General features: G+C 67.0%; 14 protein-coding genes. 5 read left to right on the top strand and 9 right to left on the bottom strand.

Annotation, left to right across the window (positions count from 1 at the left end; all coding sequences use genetic code 11):
- Positions 1–17: 17 nt before the first annotated feature.
- The 7 genes from BMY06_RS14720 to BMY06_RS40170 all read right to left on the bottom strand — a co-directional run bounded on the left by BMY06_RS14720 (position 18) and on the right by BMY06_RS40170 (position 6,676).
- Positions 18–1,484 (bottom strand): hypothetical protein, encoded by a 1,467-nt coding sequence (locus tag BMY06_RS14720; RefSeq protein ID WP_080180354.1) that lies wholly within the window; start codon positions 1,482–1,484, stop codon positions 18–20.
- 321 nt (positions 1,485–1,805) lie between these two features.
- Complete coding sequence (locus BMY06_RS14715; RefSeq protein ID WP_074983866.1) at positions 1,806–2,645, bottom strand: peptidase C39; 840 nt, start codon at positions 2,643–2,645, stop codon at positions 1,806–1,808.
- Between the two features lie 14 nt (positions 2,646–2,659).
- Positions 2,660–3,379 carry a C39 family peptidase gene (locus BMY06_RS14710; protein WP_065061273.1) on the bottom strand — a complete coding sequence of 240 codons (720 nt, stop codon included), beginning with the start codon at positions 3,377–3,379 and terminating at the stop codon, positions 2,660–2,662.
- Positions 3,380–3,453: 74 nt separating this feature from the next.
- On the bottom strand, positions 3,454–4,851 hold the full coding sequence (locus BMY06_RS14705; RefSeq protein WP_065061398.1) for a hypothetical protein: 1,398 nt from the start codon (positions 4,849–4,851) through the stop codon (positions 3,454–3,456).
- Positions 4,852–4,878: 27 nt separating this feature from the next.
- Entirely contained in the window at positions 4,879–5,505 is a 627-nt protein-coding gene (locus BMY06_RS14700; protein ID WP_065061274.1) for a hypothetical protein, read from the bottom strand.
- Entirely contained in the window at positions 5,502–5,996 is a 495-nt protein-coding gene (locus tag BMY06_RS14695) for a hypothetical protein (RefSeq protein WP_237181281.1), read from the bottom strand. The genes BMY06_RS14700 and BMY06_RS14695 overlap by 4 nt, the downstream gene beginning before the upstream one ends.
- Positions 5,997–6,151: 155 nt before the next feature.
- The gene (locus tag BMY06_RS40170) at positions 6,152–6,676 is read right to left on the bottom strand and encodes a hypothetical protein (RefSeq protein ID WP_237181280.1); all 525 of its coding nucleotides are present in this window, start codon (positions 6,674–6,676) and stop codon (positions 6,152–6,154) included.
- A 637-nt stretch (positions 6,677–7,313) separates the two neighbouring features.
- Here BMY06_RS40170 and BMY06_RS14685 point away from each other — a divergent pair.
- Together BMY06_RS14685 and BMY06_RS14680 are read left to right on the top strand one after the other, a co-directional pair.
- Positions 7,314–8,708, top strand: coding sequence for a sigma-54 dependent transcriptional regulator (locus tag BMY06_RS14685; protein ID WP_065061275.1), 1,395 nt, complete (start codon positions 7,314–7,316; stop codon positions 8,706–8,708).
- Between the two features lie 506 nt (positions 8,709–9,214).
- Positions 9,215–10,186 carry a thymidylate synthase gene (locus tag BMY06_RS14680; protein ID WP_074983865.1) on the top strand — a complete coding sequence of 324 codons (972 nt, stop codon included), beginning with the start codon at positions 9,215–9,217 and terminating at the stop codon, positions 10,184–10,186.
- 125 nt (positions 10,187–10,311) lie between these two features.
- Here the strand turns inward: BMY06_RS14680 and BMY06_RS14675 are convergent, their stop codons facing one another.
- Together BMY06_RS14675 and BMY06_RS14670 are read right to left on the bottom strand one after the other, a co-directional pair.
- Positions 10,312–12,930 carry a DUF6600 domain-containing protein gene (locus BMY06_RS14675; protein ID WP_074983864.1) on the bottom strand — a complete coding sequence of 873 codons (2,619 nt, stop codon included), beginning with the start codon at positions 12,928–12,930 and terminating at the stop codon, positions 10,312–10,314.
- A gap of 217 nt (positions 12,931–13,147) precedes the next feature.
- Positions 13,148–13,861: an ArsR/SmtB family transcription factor gene (locus BMY06_RS14670; RefSeq protein WP_065061277.1), complete on the bottom strand. Its 714-nt coding sequence runs from the start codon at positions 13,859–13,861 to the stop codon at positions 13,148–13,150.
- A 211-nt stretch (positions 13,862–14,072) separates the two neighbouring features.
- Here BMY06_RS14670 and BMY06_RS39600 point away from each other — a divergent pair, with 211 nt between their 5' ends.
- The 3 genes from BMY06_RS39600 to BMY06_RS14660 all read left to right on the top strand — a co-directional run bounded on the left by BMY06_RS39600 (position 14,073) and on the right by BMY06_RS14660 (position 16,115).
- The gene (locus tag BMY06_RS39600) at positions 14,073–14,216 is read left to right on the top strand and encodes a hypothetical protein (RefSeq protein WP_167371413.1); all 144 of its coding nucleotides are present in this window, start codon (positions 14,073–14,075) and stop codon (positions 14,214–14,216) included.
- 142 nt (positions 14,217–14,358) lie between these two features.
- Entirely contained in the window at positions 14,359–15,387 is a 1,029-nt protein-coding gene (locus BMY06_RS14665; protein WP_065061278.1) for a GlxA family transcriptional regulator, read from the top strand.
- A gap of 224 nt (positions 15,388–15,611) precedes the next feature.
- The gene (locus BMY06_RS14660; RefSeq protein WP_065061279.1) at positions 15,612–16,115 is read left to right on the top strand and encodes an acyl-CoA thioesterase; all 504 of its coding nucleotides are present in this window, start codon (positions 15,612–15,614) and stop codon (positions 16,113–16,115) included.
- The last annotated feature ends 82 nt before the right edge of the window (positions 16,116–16,197 follow it).

Below are 16,197 nucleotides of genomic sequence, written 5' to 3'. Positions count from 1 at the left end.
GATCGGCCTCGCGTTCATCAGAAGGTGTAGGGGAACCGCACGCCGACGACGAAGTTCGGCGCGTCGGGCGTGAGGCCCACCGACACCGCGCCGTTGATCGTCAGGTGCTTGTTGACCACGTGATTCAGGCCGAAGTTGAGCACCGAGGCGGTCGTCTCGCTGCCCGGCACGCCGGTCCAGCTGCCGCCGGGCGACTTGGTCTTCGACTGCGGCTCGATCGCCATCGTGTAGGAGATGCTGGCCGAATCCTTGTCGGAGAACGCGAGCGCGACACCGCCGCCGAACTGGATGATGTCGCCGAGCTTCACGTCGGCCGGCTGCGTCTGCCCGACTACGGACGAGATGTCGGCGAACGAGCGCGAGATGTTGTACGTGTACGAAATGCTGCCGAACAGCACGACCGGATCGTAGGTCTTGAGCACCGAGAGCCCGGCCGTGACGTTCCAGAAACCCGTGCCGGTGGGCAGCTTGCTCGGCGCGACGAGGTTGGTGTTGTCGGGCGTGAGCTGCTGCACCTTGATGCCGAACGGCGAGGTGCCGGTGGGCGTCTTGACGCGCAGGCTGCCGACCACGTCGGGCAGGTTGTTGGTTTCCTTCAGGAACTGGTAGTAGACCCCGAAGTTCACGTCGCCGATCGCGTTCGAATTCACCGACGCATCGGAGAGCGTGCTCGCCGCGCCGCCCGCTCCGCCCACGACGAAGCTGCTGTGGCGATAGATGTACGGCACGTCCACGTCGATGCTCATGCGGTCGGTCAGGCCGTAGCGCACGTCCAGATCGGCCATCACCTGGTGCGATTTGGTCTCGCCGAGGTTGATGTTGCCGAGGAAGATCGCATCGAGCGCGAGGAAGCCCGAAAGCTGAAGCTGACGGCGGTCGTAGTAGGTGTCGCTGATACCCCAGTCGAGCGTGAGCTTGTGGTCGAACAGCGGCGCATGCTCGCGTTCGACAACGGCCTGCTCGGCCTGCGTGCGCGTGGGCTGCGCTTCCTTCTGCGTTTCCCCCACGGTCGGATTCACGCCGACCGGCGCGCCTTGCTGCGGACCGCTCGCGGCGGAGGCCCCCGTCGCGCCGCCGCTCGTACCGGCGTCGGGCGAGGGCGGATTCACGGGCACGCCGGTCGCGGTGCCGGTCAGCGCGCCAGGCGCGTTGGCGCCGGGCAGGGCCTGGGCAAGCGGCGGCAGCGGCACCGGCAGTCCGTCGGCGCCGGGCTGCTCGGCGATGGCGGCGCCGTCGGGCGCACCGGCGCCCGGCAGACCGCGTCCGCGCTGCGCCATTTCGAGGTTGGTGACCTGACGCTCGAGCGACTGGATCTGACGCTGCTGCTCGTCGACGACGCGCATGAGCGTGTTGAGCCGGTCTTCGACCGACTGGCCTTGCAGTGCTTGCGCGTTGGCGGTTTGCGCGAGCGAGAAAATCAGGACTGCTGCTGGAATGGCGGCCAGCGAAAAACGCGGCAGCGCCGTCTTGGACATCATGTTCATTGTTCTTCCCCCGGATCGAAAGCGGGCGCTTGACGAAACCCCCTGGTTTCGCACCTGCGCACGTCGATGCACTTTCCCGATGCTTCTGCGCGGGGCCTTCGCCCGCGTTGTTGTGTCTCCTTGCTGGTCTCCTCGCCCGGACCGTCGTTGGCGGATGACGGTCCGGCGTTTTCCGTTGCTGGTCAGTCGTTGGCGGTCATGGTCGGTGCTCGTTGCGGCTTCTCGTTCTTGAGTCTTGTTCTTGCTGCCTGCTTCGCGTTCGTTGTTGGCGTTGTTGGCCTGGTTTGCGTTATCCGTCGGCGCGGCCGCGTGGCTCCGTTGTCAGCGGATGTTGCGCAGCGCCTGAAGCACGCCGGTCTGCCGGATCATCTGCGCGCTCATCGGCTGCGTCTGCAGATTGAGCTGCAACTGATTGGCGACCTGCTGGTTATTGCCCGCGACCTGCAACAACTGGGCGATCGCGCCGGCCTGTTGCGCGCCGCTCGGGACGATGTTCTGCGTCGCGATCCCCGCGGGCGTCTGCAGCGTCACGTTGATGCCGTTGCTGCCGAACGCGATGCCGGCGCGAATCGTGCCGTTCGCGTTCTGCGCCGAGGCGCTCGACTGGTTGATGCCCGCCGTGCCGGCGAGCAGCGAGCCGGCACTGCCGAAGTCGATGGTCGCGCCGTTGACGCCCACGTTGCTGTTGCCGGCGACCTGGGTGATCTGCGAGACGCCGTTGACCGTGACGTTCTGGCCGCCCGTGGCCGACGCGTTGGGCGACGCGCCGCTGTTGCCTACCGTGGTGCCGGTCGGATCGTTCACTTTCGCGAGGCTCTGCACGGTCGCGCTCAACTGGTTGGCGGCGTTTTGCGCGACGGTGAGCGAGCCCTGCGCCACGGCCGTTGCGCCGTTCGGCAACTGCCATTGCGAGAGCACGCTGAGGACGAACCCGGAGATCATGTTGCTGCCGGCGTACTTGCCGGTCTGGTGCGCGAGCACGTCGTCGCCGACGGGTTCGCAGCGAACAGGCTGGGCATCGGCGCCGCCTGCCGACAGGAACGCAGGCGCACCGGCCTGGGTCGCTGCAAGGCTTTCGGCCGCCGATGCACCGCTCGCATAAGCGCAGGCGAGCGCGCAGATGCCTGCCGCGATGCCACACTGGGAGAGGTTGCGTTTCATGACTCTTGTCTACGTCAGAACATGACGGCCTTGTCGAGGCCGTATTCGAAGAAGGGCGTCGCGGCCGTGCCGTTGAGCAGGGCGTTTTCGCGCAGCTTCAGCGCCAGCGACTCGTTGTTCTGCAACAGCGGAGAGTCCTCCAGGAACGGTTTGCCGAGCACGGCGAAGACGAGGCCATTCCACGTCTTCGCGAAGTCGTCTTCGACAAGGATGCGATTGCCGAGTGCGGGATCGGCGATGAACACTCGGCCGTTTTCGGCGTGCTTGACGATCACGAAGTGCTCGTAACCGTCGATGTTCATCAGCACGAGCACGGGAATCTGCAGGTGATAGAGCGCGTCGGTGTTGACGCGGAAGCCTCGCCCGCGCAGTCCGATCGTCTCGACGAACTTCTTCATGTCGAGCATGGAGAAGCCGTTCTTGACGACCACGTCGGGCGTGGAGAAGACCATCATGCGACGAATCATTTCGGGTTCCGGAATATCGATTCCGTAGCCGTATTTGAGCAGTGTCGCGAGTGCGGCCGCACCACAGCTGTAGTCGTATTGCTGATTGACGATGCTGGAGTAGCGGATGTCCTTCATCGACCGCACGTGCATCTTCACCGGCACGCCCGCGAGATGCGTGGCGTCGATGCTCGATTGCGCGCGGCAAGGCGTGAGAGCCGCGGTGACGGCGAGCGTCAGCGCGACAAGGCACAGCCTGGACGCCGGGGACGACAAAGGCCCGGACATGGTGGTCTCCTGCTGTTGAACGCGCCGGCCGGCGTTGCAGTGGCCGGCGCGTGCACTACCCCCTTGGATACGACTTATTTGCCGACGACCGGCACGCTCATGGCCGCGATGGCGAGGCCGTTGTGCTGGACGTTGCCGACGCCGCCGGCGATGTTCACGCCGATGTTGCCGGTTGCGTTGGCGAGCGCGCCTGCACCCAGCATTGCCGTACCCGCGAAGCTGCCCTGGAAGGACGTATTGGCGGTCTGGCTGGTCTGGTCGGTCGCGATCATCGCGTACGAAGCGTTGCTGCCGCTCGTCGTGGTCGAGGCTGCCAGGCTGTTGTTCTGCGCGTTGCCGACACCCGATGCCACGTTCACGCCGATGTTGCCGGTGGCGTTAGCCAGAGCGTTGTTGCCGACGCTGGCGTTGAGCATGTAGTTGTTGACCTTCACGTTGCCGCCGGACGACTGCGTGTTGAAGATCTGCGCATTGCCGAACACATTGCCCGCGTCGACGGCGGCGAGCGAGGCGTCGTTGCTTTGCGCGTTGTTCACGCCTTCGGCGATATTCACGCCGATGTTGCCCGAAGCGCCCTTGGCTGCGCCGTCACCGGTCGTGGCCGTCAGCGTGTTGGCCGGCTGGTTGTTGTAGTGCTGCGTGATCGAGCCCGTCACCGTCACGTCGGTCGTGGCGAGCGAAGCATCGATGCCCCACTTGACCGCGGCGCCTTCGTTAGTCTTCGACGACGACATTTCGTAGCTCGACTCCTGCGCGCCCACCGCTGCGTAGCCCGATCCCTGGGAAGCCTGATAGCCCCAGCTCTTGCCCTGGCCCGAACCTTGGGTGCCTTCGAAGTAGCCGGCGACGCCCGAGCCCTTGGCATAGCTCGATTCCTTGTAGCCGGCCGAGAAGCCGCCTTGTGCGTGGAAGGCGTCGTAGCCCGAGTGCGGGCCGTTGTGCGCGACGTAGCTCAGCGAGCCGCCAGCCTGGCCGCCGGCGGAGATATGGCCGCCCTGGCTCTGGTTCTGGTTGTAGAAGTAGCCGCCGATGCCGGAGCTTTGCTGGCTGTATTCATAGCCGCCGCCCTGAACGTGGCTGCTCTGCTGGCCGTAGACGTAGCCGGCCGAAGCCTGATAGCCCGCAGCGGACGTCTGCTTCGACGAGCTCCACGTCGAGGCGTTGTAGAAGGCCGAGCCGCCGCCCTTGACCGAGGTGTACGAGTTGTTGAAGCGCGTCGTGACCGAGCCGCTCGTGTAGTTCGAGGGGTTCGGGCTCATTCTGATGTTGTTCGACGTGACGGTCTGGTTGTTGTTGACCACGGCGCCGGCCGTGCTGCTGACGTCCACGCAGCCGAACAGCGTGACCCAGCCTTCGATGCCCACGCGTTCGCCGACGATGGTGGCATTGAAGATGTACGGATCTTTCGGGCTGGCGAGGGCGCTACCGGAAACGGCGGCGAGGACTGCTGCAGCGATGAGAGTGCGCTTCATGATTTCGCTCCGATACTGGATAGTCATTTAGAAAAGAGTGCCCGCCGGGGGACGGAGCACAAAACTGTTTGCCGTAGCGTTACCGGCGCCAGCGGTCTGGTTCACCTGTACGAGACCCGTTGCATTCCTGAAAGCCGAGCTGGAAATTCCGGCTTCACGAATGCCACTGGTCTGCACCATTTGCCCCCTACCGCCGTTCGATGCAGCCGCCGCGGACAGATCGCCATCCGAGACGGTTTCAACACCCATCGCCGCAGCGCCGATCTGGGCACTGTTGCTCTGGAGATTCGCGACGCCCGCCGACTGGTTCACCATCACCGCGCCGGACGTGTTCGCAAAGGCGTTGCTGCCGATCGTGGCCGTGGCGTTGTTCAGCCGGGCCGCGGCGCCTGCGCCTTGCGAGATGAGATTGCCGTTGACGACCACGGAGCCGCCCGTGGCGATCGTCAACTGATTGGCCTGGGCGTTGTTCAGGCCCGTGGTTTCGTTCACCGCGAGCGCGCCGGTCGTGCCGGTGGCCGCGCCGGGGGCGATCACCGAATAGCCGCTCACGACGGCCTGGGCGTGCGCCGCGCCGCTGGCGGCGAAAGCCGCGCCGAGCGCGAGCGAGACGACGAGACGGCGGGACGGACGGAAGCTCAGACGTGCGTTCATTTGAGCGCTCCGAGTGCGCCGGTGAGCGGCGCGAGCGCGCTCGTCACCGAGGAGGAAATGGTGCCGCCGAGACCGCCGCCCGCCTGGGCGCCCGCGCCGAGCGGCACATTGCTGCCGGTCTGGTTGCCCGCGAGGATGCGCGTGACGGCCTGCACGCCCGCCGCCGCGCCGCCGAGCGCGGCGCCCGTGTTGACGCCGCTCGAACCGTGCGCGTTGGTGAGATCGGCGTCCGAGACGAGCTGGGCGATGGCCGGATCGAAACTGTTCTTCGGGAAGGTCGTGGCGCGCACCGCGACCGGGTCCTGGCTCTTCGGCACGGCGTCGAACGCGCTGCGCGGCGTGATGTTGCGCTCGATGATGATGTCGCCGGGATTGCTCACCTGCTGCGCGCCGGCGGCCGTCGCGAGCAGCGCGGCGCTGGCTGCGCACACCGCTGCGGCGATCCGCGGGCGACACGCGCCCTTGACGGGCGCCGTAAGGCGTTCGTTCATGTTGGTCTCCGTCTCCGCGCGGGGCGACTTCCTGTCCGCGCCGCTCCCGTTTCCGCGCCGCGAACGGCGCGGGAATGTTCTCGATGACTGCGTCTGGTTGTGCGTCTGCGTCTGCTTCTGCTTCTGCGTCCGGTCTTGCGTCGGCCCGGCGCCGCTTATCGGCGGAAGTAGCTGGCGATGTTCCCCTGGGCCGCCTGGCTGCTATCCACGGGAATCGGTATCGGCGTGGGCGGGGCGATCTCGTCCCATAGCGTCACGCTGGCGCCGCGCATCAGTTGCGGCGTGGCGGCGACCATCACCATGCCCACGGCGCCGCCGCGCTGGCGCGAGAGGGTCTGGTCGTCGAGCATGCCGACGCCCGCGAGGATGCCGTTGTCGCTATCGCTGCTGTGTTCGCCGGCCTGGCCCGGATCGGCGGCGAGCGGGGCGCTGCCGTTCGGGTTCTGGCCGGCGTTCGGGTCTTGCGACGGGATCTGGCCGTTGTCGACGGTCAGCGGCTCGGCCTTGAGCGTCGCAGGCATGATGGCCGCGTCGTTCGTGCCGAGGGTGGCGGCGGTTGTTGCAGGAACGACATCCGCGTTCGCGGCGCTCTGGGCGCGCGCGGCCGGCGAGAGCGCGAACAGCGGGACGAGCAATACGGCGGGAATCAGCACGGCCGCGAGGGCGGAACCGTAGCTCATTACACTGCGCCGGACGTTCGGTTGATTGGGTCGCATGGCGTATCTCCTGGTGCGAGTCATTTAGCGAAAGCTGTGCCATGTCCCGCAATCCATTGATACGCCGGGGCTCCTGTTATTTTCTGCGGATTTTGAATTGCCGATTTTCGCGAAAATGTTTCAGCACTGAAACGTCACCCGCTTTAAACCCCTCAAAACCCACTTCAAGTTTCAACGGAGAACGTTTGCGAGGTGGTATACGGAATTACGTGTTACGGGTAACGCGTTACGTAATGGCGGGACGCTGGGAACATCTTTTGCGACATGAATGCGAATAATTTTCTTCTTACATATCAAGGCTAAGGGGCCAGGAGCCGCCTGGAAGCATTTCCATCGAACCCTTATCCATTCACGTCGCATAAATTCTGTTCAACTCCCTAGCGCATATAGTAAGCTTCAGAAAAACGCGTAATGCCGATAACTAAAGCCCACACGTGGGCACGTTGACACACACGCCGCAGCTCGGGGATTCAACGTCAGCAAAAAACCCTGGCTTTCGCCTTCATCTGATCACCCGGCGGAGCGCGGTTTTTGCTGCGTGTCTGTACATCAGGTGCGTGCCGTCATTCCGCAACGATGTGTTGGCAAGAGGATCTGAATAATGGAATCCGCAACGCGGCAATTGGTTTACGTGACGCGCAATCCGAACGAGGCGCTGAACGAGCGGTTCCACGAGCGTGGCTGGCAGGTGGAGATTGTCGGCAACGCGAGGGACGCGCGGCGGGCGCTGCGCGCGGGGCTGCCTGCGGGCGGCCTGCTGGATCTGTCGAGCCAGTTCCATCTGCATGAAATCGGCGCATTCGAGCCTTGCCTCACGCTGCCGCACGTGGGCTGGGTCGCCGCGACCACCACCGGCCAGCTGCAGGACGCCAATCTGCGCCGTCTCGTGCGCGATTACTGTTTCGATTACGTAACGGTACCGTGGAGCGGCGATCGCATCGTCGATTCGGTCGGTCACGCCTATGGCATGGTCTCGCTGGTCGAGAACGCGTCGAACGACACCACGGGCGGCACCGAAGGCGAAATGGTCGGTTCGTGCGAGGCGATGCTCGCGCTGTTCCGCTCGATCCGCAAGGTGGCGATGACCGACGCGCCCGTGTTCATCTCGGGCGAATCCGGTACCGGCAAGGAACTCACGGCGGTGGCGATCCACGAGCGTTCGTCGCGCCGCAACGCACCGTTCATCCCCATCAATTGCGGCGCGATTCCGCCGCATCTGCTGCAGTCCGAGCTGTTCGGTTACGAGCGCGGCGCGTTCACGGGCGCGAGCCAGCGCAAGATCGGCCGCGTGGAAGCGGCCAATGGCGGCACGCTGTTTCTCGACGAAATCGGCGATCTGCCGCTCGAAAGCCAGGCGAGCCTGCTGCGCTTCCTGCAGGAAGGGAAGATCGAGCGCCTCGGCGGCCATCAATCGCAGCCCGTCGATGTGCGCATCATCTCGGCCACGCACGTCGACATGCGCGCGGCAATGGTCGAAGGGCGCTTCCGTCAGGATCTGTATCACCGCCTGTGCGTGCTGCAGATCGACGAGCCGCCGCTGCGCGCGCGCGGCAAGGACATCGAGCTGCTCGCGCGTCACATGCTCGAACGTTTCAAGAAGGACGGCAGCCGCCGTCTGCGCGGCTTTTCGCCGGACGCCATCGCGGCGCTTCACAATTACAGCTGGCCGGGCAACGTGCGCGAGCTGATCAACCGTGTGCGGCGCGCCATCGTGATGTCGGAAGGGCGCGCGATCACGGCGCGCGATCTGGAGCTGGGCGATTACGTGGAAGTGGTGCCGGTGTCGCTCGCGCAGGCGCGCGAGGCGGCCGAGCGTCAGGCCATCGAACTGGCGCTGCTGCGCCATCGCGGCAGGCTGGGCGACGCCGCCCAGGAACTCGGTATTTCGCGCGTGACGCTGTATCGGCTGTTGTGCGCGCATGGCATGCGGCACATGGAAAGCGATCCGCTCGCGCCGCATCCCGGCGGACTGGTTTCGGGGGGCGGGGCCGGTTGAGCGGCCGCGCGTTCGAGGGGACCAGCACCAAGAGCCGTTCGACGGCCTCAATAGCAGTGTGCGTTGTGCAGTGTGTGTGTGGTGAAGTGATGAAGGGCCCGATTGGGCCCGAATGACGATGGTGGAGCCAGGGTACATGCGGACTTGCGCGGGGGCGCAGGCTCGCGTGGATGGGAGGGCGCGTAGTGCGCGCGTCGGCTCGTTCATGCCGGGAAGCGTCGGGTGCCGTGCGGATCGCCGCGCGCTGCCTGACGCGGCCGGTCGATGCGGTGGGGCTTCAGCGCCTGTTTAGCGCTTCCTTTGCCGCTTTCCTCGCAGCGTTCTTCCGCGTTTTTTCTCTGTTTTTCCCTTTCGATACCGCCTTCTCGACGCGCGCGCACGCTCCGCGCGGGTGACCGCACGCGCGAGCGCTCCCCGCGGCGTCCGACAGGCACTCGCCGCGCATGCTATAAAATCGCTGTTTTGAATCCGCACGGGCGCATCGCGCGTCCGCTCAGGGAATTCGCATGAAACAGTATCTCGAGCTCGTCCGCTCGATTCTCGACACCGGCACCTGGCAGGAAAATCGCACCGGCATCCGCACCATCAGCATGCCCGGCGCGATGCTGAAGTTCGATCTTCAGCAGGGCTTCCCCGCCGTGACCACGAAAAAGCTCGCGTTCAAGTCGGCCGTGGGCGAGCTGATCGGCTTCCTGCGCGCCTCGCGCAACGCCGCGGACTTCCGCGCGCTCGGCTGCAAGGTCTGGGACGCCAACGCGAACGACAACGCCCAGTGGCTCGCCAATCCGTACCGCCGCGGCACCGACGATCTCGGCGACGTCTACGGCGTGCAATGGCGCCAATGGCCGGCCTACAAGGTGCTCGACGCCGAAGCCGCCGCACAGATCGCCGACGCCCGCGCGCGCGGCTACACCGAAGTGACGGCGTTCGAAGAGGGCGGCCGCTCGAAAGTGCTGCTTTACAAGGCGATCGACCAACTGCGGCAGTGCCTCGACACCATCGTGAACAACCCGGCCGACCGTCGGATTCTGTTTCATGGCTGGAACCCCGCCAAGCTCGACGAGATCGCGCTGCCCGCCTGCCACCTGCTTTATCAGTTCCTGCCGAACGCGCAGAAGCGCGAAATCTCGCTCTGCCTGTACATCCGCAGCAACGATGTGGGCCTCGGCACGCCGTTCAACCTGACTGAAGGCGCGGTGCTGCTGCATCTCGTCGGACGTCTCACGGGCTACACGCCGCGCTGGTTCACGTATTTCATCGGCGATGCGCATATCTACGAGAACCAGCTCGACATGCTCAACGCGCAGCTCGAGCGCGAGCCGTACGAGAGCCCGCGTCTCGTGATCGCCGACCGCGTGCCGGAGTTCGCGAAAACCGGCGTCTACGAACCCGAGTGGCTGGAGAAGGTCGAACCGGCCGACTTCTCGCTCGAAGGCTATCGCCACCACGCGCCGCTCACCGCGCCAATGGCCGTGTGAGGTTTTTGTAGCGCGATCCCGGCCATTGCCTGCGAGTCAGGCGCTTCGAGCCGATAAAAAAGCCCGCGAAACGTTTTCGTTCGCGGGCTTTTTCGTTGCTGACGCAGCGATTCGGTCAGCGCCGATCAACCGTGATGACGATCGTCGTGATTGCCGCCCGCGTGCTCCTGCGGATGCGGCGCGGGTTGCGGGCGCGGCGCCTCCTGATGCGGCTGCGGTTGCGGACGGGCTTCCGCGCGCGGCTGCGGCTGGGGCTGCGGATGGAATTCCTGGCGCGGCTGCGCTTGCGGCTCCTGACGCGGCTGCGGGTGGAACTCCTGGCGAGCCTGTTGCTGCGGCTGCGGTTGCGGCTGCGGGTGAAATTCCTGACGCGGCTGGGCTTGCGGCTGCGGCTGCGGCTGCGGACGGTTTTCCACGCGCGCTGGCTGCGGCTGCGCTTGCGGTTGCGGACGGAATTCCTGACGCGGTTGCGCCTGAGCCTGCTGCGGCTGCGGCTGCGCTTGCGGACGCGGCTCGGCGCGCGATTGCGCCTGCTCCGGACGCGGCTGCATCTGCGCGGGCTGCGGCACGCGTTGCGGCTGACCCGCTGCGGCTTCGGGCGCGCGTCCCGGTGCGCCTTCGCGCGCCTCGTGCGGCGCCTGTTGCGCGGGTTGCGCCTGCTGCGGGCGGCCCGCTTCGTTGCCGCCAGGCTGACCGCGCATGGCCATCGGCGTATGCGGCTGGGTCCAGACCGGCTGATGTGTTTCGCCCGGCGCACCGGCCGTCGGAGCACGGCCGTTCATCGCCGTCTGCGGCTGGCCCGCTTCCGGACGACCGGCCTCGGGACGGCCCGCGAACTGCGGCGGACGCGGCACGCCCTGCGCGCCGGGCGCTTGCCGGGCTTGTTGCGGGGCAGGTTGGCCCGGTCGCGCCTGCGGCGATTGCGCCATCGCCGGGCCGTGGCCGTTTGCCATGTTCGCCCCCATCGGCTGCGCGCCGGGCTGACCATGCGGCGCGTTCTGCGCGACACCGCCGGGCTGGCCCGGCGCGCCGTTCGGACGCGCGCCCGCGCCGATCACCGGCGAGTGGGGCGTCACGACGCGCACGTTCTGCTGCGGCGAGCCGCCGCGAGCGGACGGTGAGAACGGCGAGAACGAGGCGTGGGCGGGCGCCGAGACGCGCACCACCGGCGCGCCCGCGCCCGGCACCGTGCCGCCGCCGTGGGCGAAGCGTTGTGCGAGGTTGTCGTGGAACGCGGGCGGCGCGACCGGCGCGCGGGTCGCGACCACCTGACGCTGATTCAGCGACGCCGGCGGCCGGTAGTCGGCGCGGCGCATGTTCGGCCCGAAGCTGCCCTGAACCGGCGCGATGCCCGGCGTGCCCGACTGGATGCGCGCGTTCTGCCACTGACGCGGATCGACGTGCTGCGCGAAGCGCGACGTCGACTGGCCGTGCACGAAGGCCGTCGCGGGCACGGCGGTCACGGCGCCCGGCACGCGGTAATTCACGTACGTGTTGTGCACGTTGATGTTCGTGATGTTCACGTCGCGCCGGTAGTTGTTGACGACGACATTCTGGTTCACGCGCTCGTAGTAGCGCGGGCTCCAGCCGCCCCAGTGCGGATGCCACGGTTCGCCCGGCCCGAGCGCGAACCAGGCCACGCCCGCCGCGGCCGCGCCGCCGATCGCCAGATTCACGCCCCAGTCCGAGCCGCCGCCACCGCCGCCGCCCACGAAGGCGACGAGCGCGGGCGCGTACACGGGCTGCGCGGTTTCGACCATCGGACCCGGCACCCAGGCCCAGCTGTCGTCGACCTGCGCCCAGCGGCCGTAGTGATACGGCGCGAAGCCCCACGGGGCGTCGTCGACCCAGGTCCAGCCCCAAGGCGCCTGCCAGACCCAGTGGCCGTCGTGATAGGGCGCCCAGCCCGTCGGCACCGCATTCGGCATCCACACTTCGCCGTACTGCGGGCTGTCGCGCCACGTGCCGTTGGCGTCGAGATCCTGATAGCCGGGCACGTCGCGCGAGACATAGCGCGCCGAGACCGAGCGGTCCTCGGCGGCGTCGCGCGCGAGCGCCCACTGATCGAAGGCGTCGGGCGGCGGGGCGGCGTCGCTGGCCACCTGCTGCAGGTCGGTGCCCGCGAAACGGATCTGCTGGCCCGCCTGGATCGGCGTCTGGCCGTTCTCGCCGTAGACCGTCGCGCTGCCGCTGCGCACCGTCACGGTCGTGCTGCTGCCGTCGGGCGCGACGTCGACGCGATAGTCGCCAGGGCCGCTCACGCCGAGCGCGAGATTCGGCGTGTCGATTTCATACGCGCTGCCCGGCGGCAGTTCGCGCACGCGCGTCGAGAGCGTGCCTTGTGCCACCTTCAGCTGCGCGTTCGAATCGTCGAGATTGAGGACGTCGAGGCTCGTCTGCGGCCCCATGCGCACAGCCGTCGAGCCGATGTGCATTTCCGAGCGTGCGTTGGCGTCGTTCCAGAGCTGGTCGCCGGTCGTGAGCGGGCGGTTCAGTTGGGCGTAGGACCAGTCGGTCGCGCCCGCGGGCTCAGTGGTGACGGCGCCCGCCGTGTAGTCGAGACGCGCGACGCGTCCGGGCGGATCGCCGGCCTGCGCCACGGCGCCGGGCGCCGCCTGGGCGTAGGCGGCCGGACTGGCGAGGTTGAGCGCGAAGGCGGCGAACACGGCGCCGGCGATGAGCGTGTGAGCCTGTGCGCGGCGGGTGCGGCGCAGCGGCAGGAGCGATGAAGTGCACGGTGTCATTTTGGTTCTCCACGGCCCGCCGAACATTTCGGGGAGCCATGTGGGGCACTCTATCCGCCCGGCCTGTTTCCATGCACACGGAATTGTTAAGGGCTATGCACTAGATGTAACAGAACGTGTGGACTCTGTCGTAAGTGACGAATTTCGCGGTGATTTGCGGGGAGTTGTCGGGTATTTGTCAGAATTTTGGTGCCTGTCGCCGTTTCGGTTGGCCGTTTCAGGCCGGCGCGAAGGCGTTGAATTCGCGCTGTCCGGACGGCGTGATGCGCAGCACGCGCGGACGGCTCGTGCGCTCGACCCAGCCATTCGCCGTGAAGCGCTCGAGCAGCGCCGCGCCGAGCGCGCCGCCCAGATGCGGACGCCGCTCGCTCCAGTCGAGACAGGTGCAGGCGAAGCGCCGCCGCCGCGAGCGCAACGCCGACAGATCGAGGCCCCACGCGGCGAGCCGGTCGATGCCCGCAGGCGTGGCGTCGAGGTCCTCGCCGTCGCGCACGAGCAGGCCGCCGTCGACGAGCCGCTCGAACACGCGCACCGCGACTTCGCCCGCCATATGGTCGTAGCAGGTGCGCGCGTGGCGCATCTCCACCGGCACCGTGCGCGCGGGGCGCGTGACGGGCCGCGCGGGCGCGGCGGCGTGCGCGACGTTCATCAGCGCCTCGATGGCCTGCGCGACCTCGGGCGTGGCGATGCGGTAATAGCGATGGCGTCCGCGCACGTCGAGCGCGAGCAGTCCGCCTTCGGCGAGCCGCGCCAGGTGCGCGCTCGCGGCGGACGGCGACAGGCCTGCGATCAGCGTGAGTTCGCCGGCGGGACGCGCGCTGCCGTCCATCAGCGACCACAGCATGGCGGCGCGGCCGGGATCGGCGAGCAGGGCGGCGACGCGGGCGAGGCCGGGGAAATGCTGGGTGTCGTCGCTGGCGGGAAGGATCATGGCGGCTCCTGGCTTCGCTTGACTTGCGATGAGTTTGGGTGCGTTCGGGCGCGCTCGCGTTCGTTTCGGCGCGGCGGCCCATGTCCTCACTCTAGCGAACATCGGCATTCGACGTTTCAGCGTGACGTGAAATATCGCTGCGCCCGCGAAACTGAAGCGCCTCGGGCCCGCGCGCTAAAATCGGACTCTCACTCGAAGCAGACAGGCAGTCATGAAACGGATTCTGGCCATTGGCACGCTCGCCGCGTTCACGATGCTGTGCGCGGCCTGCGCAGGCGGCACGCCGGCGAGCAGCAGCGCGAGCGGCATCACCATGTACGGCACGATCGATCAGGGCATTTCGGTTCGCAACTGAGATATCTGCGCGATGCCTGAGCGCTTCCTTCGCGCGTTCTCGCCGTCGGACGCGGTGGCGGAAATTGATGCCGGCTTGACGTAACTGCCACATGCGCCCATGCGATGATGGTGCGTTCCCGGCTACGTCGCAGGTTGGCGCCATGACTTTTTCCTCTCCCGCACGGCATGTGGTTTTCGCGGTCGCGCCCGAACTCGTGCTGCTCGATGCCTGCGGCCCCGTCGAGGCGTTCTGGCGCGCCGAACTGGCGGTACGCGCGGCCTCGGCGCGGCAATCGCCGACGCCTTCGCCTGGCGAAGCACACGCCTACCGCGTCACCGTCGCCTCGCTGGCGGGCGGCGTGCTGCCGACCTTCGCGGGCTTGCCGGTCGTCACCGAGCGGCTCGACACGATCGACCCCGCCACCCTCGACACGCTGATCGTCCCCGGCATTCCCATCGACGACACGACCGTGCCCGATCCCGCGCTGGTCGCGTGGATCGCGGCCGCCGCGCCGCGCGCGCGCCGGGTCGCTTCGGTCTGCACGGGCGCGTTCTATCTGGCCGCCGCCGGCCTGCTCGACGGCCGCCGCGCCACGACGCACTGGCGCAACGCGGCGCAACTCGCGCGCCGTTATCCGCAAATCGATGTCGATCCCGAGCCGATCTGGCTGCGCGACGAGCGTGACGGCCGCGCGGTCTGGACGTCGGCGGGCGTGACGGCGGGTATCGACCTGTCGCTCGCGCTGATCGAGGAGGACTACGGTCACGCGGTCGCGATGCAGGCGGCGCGCCGACTCGTCGTGTTCATGAAGCGTCCGGGCGGTCAGGCGCAGTTCAGCGAGACGCTCGAAGCGCAGAGCGCGGCGGGCGGTGCGTTCGAGGCGCTGCACGGCTGGATGGCTGCAAATCTGCATGTCGAGCTGAGCGTGGAGCGGCTCGCCGAGGAAGCGCGCATGAGCCCGCGCACGTTCGCGCGCCGCTACGTGGAAGCGGTGGGGCGCACGCCGGCGCGCACTGTGGCCGCGATGCGCATCGAAGCGGCCGCGCACGCGCTCGCGCAATCGCGTCGGCCTGTCAAACGTATTGCCGCCGACTGCGGTTTCGGCAGCGAGCAGAACCTGCGCCGCGCGTTCGAGCGGCGCTATGGCGTGCTTCCGGTCGACTATCGCGCGCGGTTTTCGGCGGCGTGAAGCGCGCGGCATCGACGTAAAATCCGCGAAAAATCCGCAAAAATATCGGCGAAATTTCCGCAGCAGCGCGGGGCCGGGTTTTCAACGAATCTGCAAAACATCCGTACCAAAAGCACGGCTGCGGATGCCTTATTGCGCTCGTATAATCGGTCGCTCCTATAAACGAATCGCTGCGACGATTCCACGCCGCGCAAGCGCAAAAACCCCACACGAGCGGAGCCGATATGAGTACGCCTTCCCAGCCGCTGGACCGTTCGGAAACGACGTTCCGCTTCCTTGCCGAACCGACCTCGGTGAATTTCGGCGGCAAAGTCCACGGCGGTGCGTTGATGAAATGGATCGACGAAACCGCCTACGCCTGCGCGGCCGTCTGGTCGGGCCGCTATTGCGTGACGGTGAGCGTGGGCAACATCCGCTTTCGCCGTCCGATCCTCGTCGGCAACATGGTCGAGCTGCGCGCGCGCGTGGTGGCCACGGGCCGCACGTCGATGCACATTCACATCACCGTGCACGCGGGCGACCCGAAGAGCGGCCAGTTGCGTCTGACGACCGATTGCCTGATCGTGTTCGTGGCCGTCGACGAAAACGGCAACCCGATTCCCGTCCCGACCTTCGTGCCGGAAACCGACGAGCAGAAACGCCTCGCGAAATACGCGCTCGACGTGAAGGAAGCGCTCGATGCGATCGTCGAACTGAAGCCGGAGGAAGTGGCGAAGGGCGAAGTCTGACACGCACGACGCCGGAATAAAAAACGGGCGGCGAGGTTCGATCCTCGCCGCCCGTTCTGCATTTCAGCCCTTGATTCAGGGC

The sequence above is a fragment of the Paraburkholderia tropica genome, assembly GCF_900109265.1.
GTDB classification, from domain to species: domain Bacteria; phylum Pseudomonadota; class Gammaproteobacteria; order Burkholderiales; family Burkholderiaceae; genus Paraburkholderia; species Paraburkholderia tropica.
This window is presented reverse-complemented; position numbering and strand designations above follow the sequence as displayed.